The sequence below is a fragment of the Pseudomonas citri genome (genome assembly GCF_025336485.1).
GTDB classification, from domain to species: Bacteria; Pseudomonadota; Gammaproteobacteria; order Pseudomonadales; family Pseudomonadaceae; genus Aquipseudomonas; species Aquipseudomonas citri.
This window is the reverse complement of record NZ_JAODAB010000004.1, coordinates 179,163-191,483: the sequence shown is the minus strand read 5'-3', so window position 1 is coordinate 191,483 and position 12,321 is coordinate 179,163. Positions and strand designations below refer to the sequence as shown.

At 55.2% G+C, this 12,321-nt stretch carries 5 protein-coding genes and 5 pseudogenes; 4 read left to right on the top strand and 6 right to left on the bottom strand.

The window, feature by feature from the left end:
- Positions 1-271: 271 nt before the first annotated feature.
- Both N4Q37_RS27815 and N4Q37_RS27810 read right to left on the bottom strand, forming a co-directional pair.
- Positions 272-1,060 carry a methyl-accepting chemotaxis protein gene (locus tag N4Q37_RS27815; RefSeq protein WP_390897909.1) on the bottom strand — a complete coding sequence of 263 codons (789 nt, stop codon included), beginning with the start codon at positions 1,058-1,060 and terminating at the stop codon, positions 272-274.
- 69 nt (positions 1,061-1,129) lie between these two features.
- Positions 1,130-1,903 (bottom strand): annotated as a pseudogene (locus tag N4Q37_RS27810) (MCP four helix bundle domain-containing protein); the annotation flags it as partial.
- Positions 1,904-2,666: 763 nt separating this feature from the next.
- Between N4Q37_RS27810 and N4Q37_RS06475 the strand changes: the two are divergent.
- A complete protein-coding gene (locus N4Q37_RS06475) occupies positions 2,667-6,125 on the top strand; it encodes an adenylate/guanylate cyclase domain-containing protein (protein ID WP_260956154.1) in 3,459 nt (1,152 codons plus the stop codon).
- 113 nt (positions 6,126-6,238) lie between these two features.
- Positions 6,239-7,288 carry a patatin-like phospholipase family protein gene (locus N4Q37_RS06470; protein ID WP_260956152.1) on the top strand — a complete coding sequence of 350 codons (1,050 nt, stop codon included), beginning with the start codon at positions 6,239-6,241 and terminating at the stop codon, positions 7,286-7,288.
- Positions 7,289-7,337: 49 nt separating this feature from the next.
- Here N4Q37_RS06470 and N4Q37_RS06465 read toward each other — a convergent pair.
- Both N4Q37_RS06465 and N4Q37_RS06460 read right to left on the bottom strand, forming a co-directional pair.
- A pseudogene (locus N4Q37_RS06465) lies at positions 7,338-7,901 on the bottom strand (IS66 family transposase); the annotation flags it as partial.
- A 282-nt stretch (positions 7,902-8,183) separates the two neighbouring features.
- Positions 8,184-8,366 (bottom strand): annotated as a pseudogene (locus N4Q37_RS06460) (MobH family relaxase); the annotation flags it as partial.
- Positions 8,367-8,593: 227 nt separating this feature from the next.
- On the opposite strand from N4Q37_RS06460, the gene N4Q37_RS06455 reads away from it, so the two are divergent.
- Positions 8,594-8,788, top strand: a complete 195-nt coding sequence (locus tag N4Q37_RS06455; protein WP_260956150.1) for a DUF7740 domain-containing protein — start codon at positions 8,594-8,596, stop codon at positions 8,786-8,788.
- A 420-nt stretch (positions 8,789-9,208) separates the two neighbouring features.
- On the opposite strand, the pseudogene N4Q37_RS06450 reads toward N4Q37_RS06455, so the two are convergent.
- Both N4Q37_RS06450 and N4Q37_RS06445 read right to left on the bottom strand, forming a co-directional pair.
- Positions 9,209-9,479, bottom strand: a pseudogene (locus N4Q37_RS06450) (LLM class flavin-dependent oxidoreductase); the annotation flags it as partial.
- 44 nt (positions 9,480-9,523) lie between these two features.
- Positions 9,524-10,996: an APC family permease gene (locus N4Q37_RS06445; RefSeq protein WP_260956148.1), complete on the bottom strand. Its 1,473-nt coding sequence runs from the start codon at positions 10,994-10,996 to the stop codon at positions 9,524-9,526.
- A gap of 1,123 nt (positions 10,997-12,119) precedes the next feature.
- Here N4Q37_RS06445 and N4Q37_RS06440 point away from each other — a divergent pair.
- Positions 12,120-12,272, top strand: a pseudogene (locus N4Q37_RS06440) (homoprotocatechuate degradation operon regulator HpaR); the annotation flags it as partial.
- Positions 12,273-12,321 lie beyond the last annotated feature (49 nt).

The following is a 12,321-nucleotide window of genomic DNA, read 5'->3' as shown; positions in this document are numbered from 1 at the left end:
CCTTTTAGGGGGCATGACTCAGTTGATCGTTTAAGGCATCAGCCTTTCAGGTGGTGAGCGTGCTCGTCGGGGGGGCGTGAGTCTGTATATGGCTCAGGTAAGGTGGCTGCGCATTCGCTGGCTGGGTCAGAGTATTGTTCCTCAGCACGCTATCGAACAGCGGTTGCACTGAGTCAGCTGTGAGGAATTATTTAGCCAAATCGTGCCAGATCTTGGCGCGGTGATTTACGTTTACGTCTCGTCACAGTTCCAGGTAGATCAGTTGCGAGGCCTAGACAACGAAGCTCTTCATCATTTCACGCAAGTGCTTGGCCACCTGGCTGAGTTTTTTGGTAGTCGTCAATGACTGCGCCGCTACCTCCTGTGACTCGACGGAGAAATCTCTAATGTTCAGTAAATTTTGGTCCACCTCCTGAGCTACCACTGCTTGCTGCTGCATTACGCTGGCGATTATCTGATTACGCTCTGATATTAGTTCTATAGCATGGGTGATTTCATCCAATGCTCCGCCTGCTGAGCGCGCAACATCGAGCGTGCCATCAGCTTTTTGTGTGCATCGTTTCATCAGAAGTACGGAATCTTCGATATCGCTGCGGATGCCCGTGACCATGTCTTCGATTTCCGAAGTGGACTGCTGGGTGCGATGAGCCAGACCTCGTACCTCATCGGCAACTACTGCAAAACCCCGACCAGCGCTCCCAGCACGAGCGGCTTCTATCGCAGCGTTCAAGGCTAGCAGATTGGTTTGCTCGGCAATCGAGTGGATGACCTCCAGTACCTTTCCAATATCCTGGCTTTTTCGAGCCAATTTGCTGACCTTCAGGGAGGTTTTTTTTACCTCTTCGATCATTTGCTGAATCGCTCTGACGGTCGCTACCACCATTTCTCTCCCTTGCTTCGAGGAGTTGTTGGCGTTTTCCGATGCCTGTGAGGCTAAAAGCGCATTACGAGCCACTTCTTCTACTGCGATGGTCATTTGTGTCACCGCGCTTGCTGCCTGCTCAATTTCCTGAGTTTGACGATGCAACCCTGCTGAACTTCGCTCGGATAGGTTCTTCATGTCCTCTGAGGTATGTGACAGATGGTCGGCGGATGAATAAATGTTTTTGATTGTGTTACGTAAACTTTGCTGCATGCGCTCTAGCGCACCGAGCAAACGCGCTGGCTCATCCTCCCCCTCAATTACCGGTGTCGAGGTGAGGTTGCCGGTCGCGACTGACTCGGCTAGTGCCAGCGCACGGCTCAATGGCTGCAAGAAGCTACGAGCCAGTGCCCAAGCCACACTGCTGCCTAAAACGATAAGCGCGATGGTCAAGCCCCACATCAACAGACTGAACTCACTGGCCACCGTATAAGCTTGATTGGCAGCGAGTTTGCTCATGCCCTCTTCGAGATCGATCATTTGATTGATTGAATACAACCATTCTATGAACGCAGGGCGGGCTTGCGAGAGCAACAAATCCAAGGCCTCGGAAGACTGGCCATTCATGCGCAGTTCTACCGCTTGAGTGACCAGCGGCAAGGTTTTCGCTTCGACATCTTTTATCTTGGCTAGAGCGTTGCGCTCCTCTGGAGTAATGTCGTCCCGGCTGGCGAATAGTCGATCCAACTTTTCGGCGGAGTCGGAATAACTTTCCGTGAGTTTTTTGATTTTTTCGATCTCTACCGGAATTTTTTGATCATCAGTGATTAGCATGATATCGCGCAAAACAATCGCCCGATCATGCACGCTGCCACGAAAATTTATCGCATAGCGGGTTTTGATGTTGTTAACATCATTAATTCGGGATAGGGTGTCTTTAATGTAGGTGACTTGAAAGGTGCTAAGCCCTGTTAGCGTAGTCGATAGTGCTAGGATGAAAGCAAAGCCGAAACCTAGTCTAGTACTAACATTAAATTTCATTGTTGCGATTTCCTAGAGCGTGCTTGCGATAGGTGAGCGAGAAGAAAATTCGGGGAAATACCAGCAAAAGCTTTCCTTGTTACTATATGCAGCATGGTGATGGGATGGCTTCGTTGCTATAGGAGGGCACTGATTCTTAGGTAGGGCTAGGACTATGTGACGTAGTCCGATGGGACGCCAAAGCTGGCACTCGTGAACCACGCCAAGTGCGCAGCGCTCAGGCAATGAGCAACCACTTCCGCCATTTGCGGAAATACCATGTTCTGGCAACTTTTTCACCGAGCCATTAGCTCTATTTCGGTTGTTTCGAGAGGACTATGTTTTCAGACTTTGATCTTCGAAATCATTGGCCTGAGAACAGTCAATCAACAAATACTGTCTCGCTATGGTGTCATACCTAACCATTGCTCGCTGCTGCCGCCACCTGATTCCTGACTGCTTGTTGGGCGCGTTGCTCGACACCGCCTGGCAACTAATACATACAGCCTCAAATCTCAGCCCCCCCAGTTTTGCCCCCGGTTACACGCAATACACAAGAAACCCATCCGGGATTTTTGGAGGAATTTCGCCAGTCAGCATTCGCAGCGGGGCGTATTCGGGCTTCTGTGGAGGCAGAAACTAAACCATCGTTATCAGATCGGGTGCTCTTGCATCTCCGACCGACGTCTTGCCAAAGAAGAGAGCCACATCCGGTCGCGTCTTGCGGCCAGCGGGTCCGGCGCCTAATGTTAATAAGTAGGCACCAGGCATCGGAGGAGGTCGTATGCGCTGTGCAAACTGCGGATTCGAGAATCCCTCCGAGGCCAGCTTCTGTGAAGCGTGCGGCGCCGCCATGCTGTCTCGCAGCTGTCCGCGCTGTGGCCACGACGCCGGTCTTAGCGCTAGATTCTGCAGTGAATGCGGCGCGCCGCTGACCGATGCGCCTGCTGTGTCATCACTGCGCTCGCGGCCTGTTTCAGGGCCTTCTCCAGCGCCGATCCATTACACGCCCCACCACCTTGCCGAACGCATTCGCGCCGAACAGGCAGCCATGGAAGCCCGGGGCGAGACCGCCGGCGAACGCAAGACCATCACGGCGCTGTTTGCCGACATGGCCGGCTCTACGGCGCTGATCCATGACCTCGATCCGGAAGAGGCCCAGCGCCTGATCGAACCCGTCGTCGCGCTGATGATGGAAGCCATCCACTACTACGAAGGCTACGTGGCCAAAACGATGGGCGATGGCATCCTTGCGCTGTTCGGCGCACCCATCGCCCATGAAGACCATCCGCAGCGAGCGCTGTATGCGGCATTGCGCATGCAGCAGGCGGTACACTTGCATGGCGACCACATTCGTCTGGAAAAAGGCATTCCGCTGCAAATCCGTGTCGGCATCCATACCGGAGAGGTCGTCGTACGTTCTATCCGCACGGACAATTTGCACACCGATTACGATCCCGTCGGGCACACGATCCATATTGCATCCCGGATGGAGGGAATCGCTGCACCATCGACGATCCTGGTAAGCGAGTCCACCCACAAGCTGGCGGAGGGCTATTTCGAGTTCAGGACGCTAGGGGCCACCCAGGTCAAAGGCATTCCCGATCCGCTCGTCGTGTACGAGGTGCAGGGGCTCGGTGCTCTGCGCACGCGCCTGCAGGTGGCGGCGCATCGCGGGTTGGCCAGGTTTGTCGGCCGCCAGATCGAGTTGGACCAGTTGCATCAGGCGCTCGAGCAAGCCAAAGCGGGCCATGGGCAGATTGTCGAGGTGGTGGGGGAGGCCGGGGTCGGGAAGTCGCGGCTGTTCCATGAGTTCAAGGAAGACTCGCGGCACGGCTGTCTGGTGCTGGAGACGTTCTCGGTGTCGCACGGCAAGGCCTTTGCCTATCTTCCGCTCATCGAGCTTCTGAAAAACTACTTTCAGATCACTGCCCTGGACGACGAGCGGCGGTGCCGGGAAAAGGTCATGGGCAAGACCCTGACGCTCGAGCGCAGCTTCGAGGAACTCGTGCCCTACCTGCTCTATCTGCTGGGCATTGGCGAACGCAATTCGGCGCTCGCGGAAATGGATCCTCAGATCCGGCGCGATCGCATCTTCGACGCGATTACCCAGCTTCTGGCGCGCGAGAGTCACGATCAGCCGATCGAACTGCTGTTCGAGGACCTGCAATGGCTGGACCGCGAGACCGAAGCATTTCTCACGTACCTCATTGGCCGCGTGACGAGTGCCCCGATCCTGATTCTCGTGAACTACCGGCCCGAGTATCAGCCTGCGTGGACGCGCGCGGGTCATTGCAGCCAGTTGCGGCTCGAACCGCTGGGCCCGGCCGAAGCCCAGGGACTGCTTGGAGCTCTGCTTGGGGACGATCTCACCCTCGTCCCCCTCAAACAGCTCATCCTGGAGAAGACGGAGGGCAACCCTTTCTTCATGGAGGAAGTGGTCCAAACGCTGGTCGAGGAGAAATCGCTGCTCGGCGAACCCGGCCGTTATCGGATTGAGCAAACTCCGACCGCACTGCATATTCCCACCACCGTGCAGGGTGTGCTCGCCGCCCGTATCGACCGGCTCCCCGTTGCGCAGAAGGAATTACTGCAGACACTCGCCGTCATTGGCAAGGAGTTTGCAATCAGTCTGATCCAGCGCATCTGTGATGGATGGGGCGCTTGGACGGACGAACATTTACTCCATCTGCTGGCCCGATTGGAGGCCGCGGAGTTCATTTACCAGCGGCCCGCATTTCCGGAGGTGGAATATTCGTTCAAGCATGCGCTGACCCAGGAGGTCGCGGGCAGCTCGCTACTTACGGAGCGGCGTAACGCGCTGCATGAACGCACGGCGCAGGCCATCGAAGAACTGTTCCCCACCCGCATTGCAGATTATTGCAGCGAACTGGCGCACCACTACAGGTTGAGCGGCAATGTTCCGAAGGCCGTGGAATACCTGCACCGTACCGGGCAACAGGCCCTCCAGCATTCTGCCAATATCGAGGCGATGCGTCACCTCGGCGCGGCACTGGAATTGCTCGAGCATTTGCCCGACACGCCCGCGCGTGCTCATCAGGAACTGACATTGCTACTTGCGTTGGGCCCGGCTTTGATGGCCGTTCGAGGCTATGCCGCGCCCGAGGTGGCGACTACTTACACCCGCGCACTGGCGTTATGCGCGCAACAAGTAGGTGACGACTCAGTGCTTTTCCCATCGCTGTTTGGGCTGGGGACTTACTACTCGTTGCGTGCGCAATACGCAACTGCATGCGAACTGGCTGAACGATTGCTCAATATTGCGCAAGTTGCGCAGGATCCGGATTTGCTCGTAGATGCCCATGCGGCACTAGGGGCTACATTGTTTTTCCAAGGTAAGCTGCGCGATGCCCATGAACACCAGGAGCGAGCGCGTGCCCTCTACTCCCCGGACCGTCATCGCACACATGCCATTACCTACGGCATGGATCCGGGCTACGTCCTGACATTTTCGGCCTGGAGTCTTTGGTACCTGGGTTTCCCCGATCAGGCAAGCACGCGCAGCCGGGATACCCTTGCTCTGGACAAGAAGATCTCTCACCCAATTAGCTTGGCCTTCACCCTGTCCGCTACGTCGATTCTGGGACAGTTTCGGCACGACGTACAACTAGCCGAAGAGTGCGCCGATGCCGCCATCAAGCTTTCACTCGAACGAGGATTTCCGTTTTATTGGGCATGGGGAACTATCGTCCAAGGTTGGGCTCGCGCCGAGCAGGGGAATATTGGCGAGGGAATCGCTCAAATAACCGAGGGTATCGCCAATTACCAGGCAGCTGGAGCAGAGCTTGGATGCTCTTATTTTCTGGCTCTGCTGGCCGCAGCGCACGAGCGCGCCGGGAAACCGCAAGCAGGACTGGATGCCGTGACCGACGCGTTGGCTATGGTGAACAGAACAGGCGAGCACTTTTACGAGGCAGAGCTGTACCGGCTCAAAGGAACCCTTACCCTCCAATGCCCGGGCGCAGACAGACAGGGTTCTGCCGTGCAGCAGCAAGCGCAAGCATGCTTTCACAAGGCGATCTCGGTCGCTCGACGACAAGGGGCAAAGTCACTCGAGTTACGAGCCACAGTGAGCCTTGCTCAGCTATGGGAAACACGAGACAAGGCGGCGGCCAGGCAAATGCTGGCCGACATTTACAGCTTTTTCACTGAAGGCTTCGACAGCGTTGATTTGCTACAAGCCAAGACGCTGCTCGATGCATGGGCATCGGGGGGTAAATGATCGATGACACATAGTGCTGAATCGAGCATCGGCGTGTCGTCGGTAAGTGTATAACGGGGCGAAACACCGCGCCAAGCGCCTGATGCTGCTCAGCACCGGCGAGGAGTCCAAGAATGACCACGAAGAACGGAGCGCATCGGGGTAGTGACGAGCGTAAGCTGGTCGCGCTGGCTTTGCAGGGCGGCGGGATGCACGGCGCGTTCACCTGGGGGGTGCTCGATCGGTTGCTCGAGGACGGCAGGCTTGCCATTGAAGGAGTGAGCGCAACCAGTGCCGGCGCGATGAATGCCGTCGTGTTGGCCTACGGCATGCTGCAGGGTGACGTGGCCGGCGCGCGCCAGGCGCTGCACGATTTCTGGTCCGCCGTGGCGCAGTCCGCCGAGCGTCATAACCCGTTGCGCTGGACGCCATGGTTGAAAGGGACGCACAGCTTCGGGCTGGACCATTCACCCATTTATGCGTTCGCGGACATGGCGCTTCGTATTTTCTCGCCTTACCAGTTCAATCGCCAGAACCTGAATCCGCTGCGAGAGGTGCTGGAGAGTCAGGTCGATTTCGCCGCCTTGCGAAAGCAATGCCCGTTTCACCTCTATCTGTGCGCGACCAATGTAGAGACGGGGAAGATACGCATCTTCTCGGACGAGGACGTCTGCGTCGAAGCGGTGCTTGCTTCGGCCTGTGTGCCAACATTGTTCAGGGCGATCACGATCGACGGCCAGCACTACTGGGATGGTGGCTATATGGGAAACCCGGCCATTTTCCCGTTGATCTACCACTGCAATACGCGCGATGTGGTGATCGTCCACATCAACCCACTCGTCCGCCCGGGCGTGCCTATTACAGCTGCCAGCATCCTTAATCGCATCAATGAAATCAGCTTCAACTCTTCGCTGATGCGTGAGATGCGCACCATCGCCTTTGTCACCGACCTCATCCAGCAAGGCAAAGTCGATCGCGGTGAGATGAAGGAGATGCTGATCCACTCCATTCGATCCGACGCAGCGATGTGCGCGCTCAGCGTGTCCAGCAAGTACAACGCAGGCTGGGACTTCCTTTGCGGACTGCGCGACAACGGACGCCGCGAGGCCGAGGCATGGCTCAGTGAGAACTATCGGAATATTGGCGAACGGTCGAGTATCGACATCCGACAGGAATTTCTATGAGCGTCGTCATGAGTCGGGAAAGGTAGCTGCATCGGTACGAACGGTCCGTCCAGCGCTTGTGGCTGTAATCCATAGCTTTGACGATAGCCGGTCTTTCGGGCACAAGGTCGCGCTGGGCCAACATATTGGTATACAGTGCGTCGATATGGGGTGCCGCTTTTTCCTGACGTATTCGCCAGCGATCTTCGTCGATCATCTCCAGTGCTTACCGTTCAGGTTCGTACAACCCGCCAATTGGGTGCGGCGTATGCTCGGCCGGTTGGCTTTTGTTCGTCGCGTGTAAATCGAAAAATTTGGGGCGGGCTTGGGCCATGCAATCGATGTCGGCGATGCCTTGCCGGAAGCTTGTTTTGTAGCAGGCGAAATCGTCGCAAACCAGCTTGCCATTCCACTGACCAAGATAGTTGTGTGCATGTTCGCTCGCACGGCTTGGGGTGAAGTTGTAACCCACCGTTTTGAATGCCCAATAACGAGTGGTGCAGTAGCCTAGACGCAAGCTTGGTGGTTTTTTCTCTTCCGGTGCGAGTATCTGCACTGGCGTTTCGTCAGCGTGGATCACGCCTTGAGCAAGCACTGTTTCGCGTAGAGCATCGACCAAGGGCTGGAGCGGCACATCGGGCCCGGGGACATTTGGTCGAGGTTGAGCGAGGAAGTCATGCCGCGAATTTTGCCAGAGCAGGCCGTTCTCAGCGATAGACTGATGGGCTAATGGCGGGTGGAAGTCCTGGCGTTAAGGGCTATTGCGTCCGCTTAAAATGATCTGCCCCCCCCCAATGTTGATGTCCAAAATTTCGGGGTCAGATCAAAATGAGCGGACACCATCGCCCTTAATGCTGGAGTTCGGAAGCTGCGTTCCCTGAACGCTTTCTTCTACGTGATGATGGATCGGATTTTAATAGAGTTGGATGAACTGCGCATGGGCGAAGGTGGTGTACTGTCAGATGCGATCTAGCTACTGGCGGTGGTGCTCCGCTGCTAACAGGCTGTGGGCAGACTCGATGGGCAGGTAACTTGCGGCGACGCTCACGGTCGGTGGCGGAGAGGGCTTCTGCCTTTTGTGGCGAAATAGATTGAGCATCGTGACCTCCGGGAAATAGCTGGGACAATAGTCTTTTAACCTTTTCGGATAGAGCTCTTATCCTTGAATCACCATTCCCTTCCGACCCTTACCCGTTCTTTTTGGCTTGTGCCCCCCTATGTGCGGCAATCAGAATATCTACACTACTAAACATCGTTTTGTTGGGAGGGCTATCTCGGCAAAGACAAGAGTCGGTACACTGCCGCGTAAATTTTTTGGGTGCTGCCATGAACCTCACTGACGCCACGCTTGTGCTGCTGCTCGCGGCACGTATCCATGGGACCGACGAAGCCGTCAGGGTTTCGGCGAAGAGCGTGGTCAAGAAGTTGCCGCGCAGTAAACGCGATTTGATCTACAAGGTGATCGACAGCGAGAGCCCTCTAGACTTAGTGGGCTTTTTGATCGAAAACCTCGAGCTGTGAATATCCATGCTGTGTACCCAGCCCCAGTGAGCGCAAGAATCAGGTGGTCCTTACCAGTCCTGTAAAAAAAGCCAGCATCAATTGGTGAGTCTGGATTTGAAGGTGCCACTGAGGACGAAAGTGCAAGTGGTTGAAGTGTTGCGGGACGCGGGGTTGAAAGTGTTTTTCGAACGACCCACATCCGCACCGCTGCTTCTTTAGATGTAAGGATAGATTGAGGTCGCACAGTTGAATCTGGAGCAGGTCCGTGAACAGCCCTTGTTCATTTACGCCCGTTAGCTGGATCAATCTCGGGTCTGTACCTCTGCCCTGCTTCTTACGCTGTATAGTTTTATACGGCAGCGATGGGGCTACCCATGGTCCATGATGTTATTGTCGATCGCTCGGCACATTTTGATAACTTAAGCAGTCGCCTTCGGGCTATAGGTTGCTACCGAGGCGGAGCGAGTCTCCATGAGCAGAATCGGGTAAATGACTGCCGCCATCCTCCGACAGCCTGGGCCTGAAGGTACCACTTTGCGGCTGGGTTCTGTAGAGGCCGCGCTTCAGTAATTCGTGGATGATTAGTTACACAAATTTTAGATGTGCCGGGACTGAACAAGGGATTAATCATGTATCCGCTGGCGCCGGAAATGCTCGCGTGCTCTTCGATTTGGTCGACTACCTTTTGCGAGGTGTCGACCAGGACCAAGATTGGCTGACTGGTACGAGCCCAGTCAGCAAGCTGAATAGATGTTAGCCCTCCGAGTTAACGTTCTGAGCGATTGCGGAGTATACGTCCGGATGAGACTTCTTAAGGCGAATGGCATACAGGCCACCGATGATAAACGCCAGGACAAGCAGGTAGGGCAGAAGAATTACTACTGGGCTCTTACTTCCGGTCAGGAGATCGAAATTTCTTACGGCAAGCGACACTGCCAATGCAAGACCGATGAAGCTTACGATGGGTGCGGTTAGAGTGCGCCACCAATGAGTGCGGCCCTTGCGACGGAAGTAAGCGATGATGGCAAGGCTGGTAAGCGCCTGAAGCGCGATGATACCAACCGTACCGAATCCGATTCCGACTGCCCCCAAGCCTAGTAGGGGATCAAGGCCAAATTCAAAGGTGATGGCGACAACGGTAACAGTGATCAGGGTAATAAGCGCACTCGCATTGTGAGGTGAGGCATGCGTCGGATGTACACGCCCTAAAAATGCTGGGAGACAGCCCTGTCGGCCAAGGGCAAAGATATAGCGACTGGCCACATTATGAATCGCAAGCAAGGTTGCGAACATGCTCGTCGAAAGGAACAGTTCCATGGTATGGGTGGCAAGCTTATTGAGGTATTGGTCCCCGAGATTGAAGTAGAGCGTTGCCAACTGACTCGTCGCGACATTCTGGACATCGCTGCCCACGGCACCAATGGTGATCCACGTGGTCACGAAATAGAACAACGCCGTGAGAAAAACAGCCCCGAAGGTTGCCAGCCCGATACTGCGCGAAGGTGAATGGGTCTCTTCGGAATACAGTGCTGCAGATTCCACGCCGATGAAACAGGTGAACGCCAACATGATGGCGATGCCCGGTGCCCCGCTGAAAACCGCACTCAAACTGAAAACACTGACGGGAAATGCGTCTGCCCCTTTGCTCCAGATAATGCTAATGTTCAGTGCAATCAGCACGGCGAATTCGACCGCCAGCAGAATGGCGAGCATCCGTGAGCTGAAATCGATCTGCCGATAGCCAAGGATCGCTGCGAGTACCACAGCAACTATTGCCGGCACTATCCAGTGCACGTTGATACCGAATAGATCGCTTAACGCAACCTGTGTAAAGAAAGCCACATAACCAACGACCCCACACACGAAAACCGTGTAGGAGAGTATCGCCAGGAAGGCTGAGCCAAGCCCCAATACACTACCGAAGCCACGGGCTACATAAGCGTAGAATGCACCAACATTCACCACCTCCTTGCTCATCGCGTTATAGCCGACCGTAAAAAAGCCCAGAATGACGGCGACTCCCGCGAAAGTGAGTGGTACCCCCAGTCCATTACCAAAAGCAAAGGCGATGGGAACGACACCCAGTACCGCCGCCATCGGTGCCGCTGCAGCGATGATCAGAAAAATAAGACGCAATGTACCTAGGCTCGGGCGGAGCGTATCGGCTTCCTCTGTTGGGAGGCTGGTTCCCAAGCTGTCCAGAATACTTCTGTTTTCAACTTTCATCGCATTCTCCGCGTGCAGCGACTCCAAATCAGGAGCACTACTAAGATTTATCGGTTTTATTGGCTTCAATGACGGGATCACGATGACTGGCCATTTTAAAGTCAGTGCGCAGGCCCGTTGACAGTGCCTTTGTCCTATATCCATTGTTTCCTTCTGAAATGAACTCAGAAGTCAAAGTCCGATAGATCTATCCTACGTAGCCTGGAATGCTAGCGTTAGCCGGAATTGGCACAAACATGTCTTGATGCGAACGGGACCAATGCCAGCTTGGCGAGCACACATAAAAAGAACAATTTGAGTGAAAACCGCATCAGCCATTACTATGGGCATCGCTATTTTACTGGGGGATGCCGTGTTCTTTCAGTAGCGCTTTGTATCCCGCCTTGCGCAGCAAAAATATCGGTTGCCCGTCTGTACGGCAGCAGTCTGCAGGCGGTGCTTATCACTGCCTGGCAAACAGAGACCGGCGTACGCAGTGTCACGGTGGAGACGGGTGGTGCGGAAATAACGCCATGGAATTTGAAAGCTTTGCACCTGCAGATCTTGAACCCGGGAGCTCCCACTGTGTATCGCCACTCTCGGTACTGTGTTCAGGTTTGTATAGCCCGACCCGCGGTATCAGCATGAAATGCTTATGATGTTCCACTCTGCGTAGAGGTTGGCCCCGCGTGTGTCGAGGTTTTGTACGCTGCGGTTCAGGCTCGAGAAGTCATAGAGCAGCGCGCCGGCATTCACGGTCGGGAGACAACCGCATTGAAGCCAGCATGGTGGATTTGGGTATTGATTTTAACAGGGCCTGCATAGTTGCTTGCAACCTCGCCGGGAACAGGTGCCTAGTGCCCGGCCATTGTCGTAGAACATCGGATCGTAGCATTCGGAGGAGCGACTATAGCGATATTTTACTACAGGCTTCATTGGCCGCTGAAGGTCCATCCCGCTTCCAGGTGCCAGGCGCTTTCTCGCCGAGTGTCAGTATGTTCTCAGGCATAAATCAGGTCGATGCTTTCGTTGTCGGTGCTAAGTAGAGGAGGCTTCCCGTTTCTGGTGGAATATGCGTTCCACGCCACACGAGTTCCCCAATGAAGCAGATGACCTTCGCCGACGCCGAGTGCGCGCAGCGGGCATGGATGCAGCCGGCATGGTTGAAGGGCGCAAGGCCGAACAGGATTAGAGGCGGGTGTTGGTGCGAATGACGGAAAAAGGCAAAGCGTGTTCCAACTTGATGAGCCAGAGCATGGGAGAAAATTATCAGAGCCTGCAGACGCAGTTGGGATAAGAGAGGCTGCAAACGCTGTTGGAGCTGCTCAATGACTTGAAAGCGCTCA

Coding starts and splice junctions, on each gene's coding strand:
- N4Q37_RS27815 (WP_390897909.1), bottom strand. CDS start 1,060: ATGAAGAACCTATCCGAGCGAAGTTCAGCAGGGTTGCATCGTCAAACT.
- N4Q37_RS06475 (WP_260956154.1), top strand. CDS start 2,667: ATGCGCTGTGCAAACTGCGGATTCGAGAATCCCTCCGAGGCCAGCTTC.
- N4Q37_RS06470 (WP_260956152.1), top strand. CDS start 6,239: ATGACCACGAAGAACGGAGCGCATCGGGGTAGTGACGAGCGTAAGCTG.
- N4Q37_RS06455 (WP_260956150.1), top strand. CDS start 8,594: ATGAACCTCACTGACGCCACGCTTGTGCTGCTGCTCGCGGCACGTATC.
- N4Q37_RS06445 (WP_260956148.1), bottom strand. CDS start 10,996: ATGAAAGTTGAAAACAGAAGTATTCTGGACAGCTTGGGAACCAGCCTC.